This is a genomic window from Frankia canadensis (genome assembly GCF_900197875.1).
GTDB lineage: Bacteria > Actinomycetota > Actinomycetes > Frankiales > Frankiaceae > Frankia > Frankia canadensis.
Window position 1 is genome coordinate 1 of the sequence record NZ_FZMO01000500.1, and the last position, 703, is coordinate 703.

The 703-nt window shown below is 79.8% G+C and carries 1 pseudogene; it reads left to right on the forward strand.

The features are described from left to right. Positions 1–630: pseudogene (locus tag C1A33_RS26800) on the forward strand (DNA polymerase Y family protein); the annotation flags it as partial. Positions 631–703 lie beyond the last annotated feature (73 nt).

A 703-nucleotide genomic window follows, 5' to 3' on the forward strand; every position in this document is an offset into this window, starting at 1 on the left:
CTCCCACCCTCCGCCCCGCCCGTGGAACAGACGGGCGGCCCGCTGATGCCGGGGCCGGGGCCGTCGGCGGGTCTGGTCCGGCTCCGGGTCGATCCGGTGGGTCTGCTGCCCGCGGACGGCCGCCAGCTCGGGCTGTGGGGGGAGCCGGGCGCGGCCGCCGCCCGCGTCGCCCGGGCCCTCACCCGGGTGCAGGGCCTGCTGGGGCCGGAGGCGGTACTCGTCGGGATGGTCGAGGGCGGCCGTGATCCCGCCGACCGGATTCGGCTGGCGCCGTGGGGGGAGCCCCGGGCCAGCACCGGCCTGGACCGGCCCTGGCCCGGCGCGCTGCCGTCCCCGGCGCCGACGCTCGTGCACCGCCCGCCGCTGGCAGCCCGCGTGCTCGACGCCGCCGGCGAGCCGGTGGGCGTCAGCGCGCGGTGCGCGGTGACGGCGCCGCCCGCCCGGCTCGTCATCGGCACGGGCCCGCCGCTGGCGGTGACCGGCTGGGCCGGGCCCTGGCCGGTCGACGAACGCTGGTGGGATGCCCATGCACGGCGGCGGGCCCGCTTCCAGCTCAGCGTCGAGGAGGGGCATGCGTACCTGCTCGCCGTCGCGGGCGGCCAGTGGTGGGTGGAGGCGTCCTATGACTGAGCCGACATCGGGTCGCGGGTCGACATCGGGTCGCGGGCCCGTGCCGGATTCCGGGCACGCGTCGGGGTCGGGG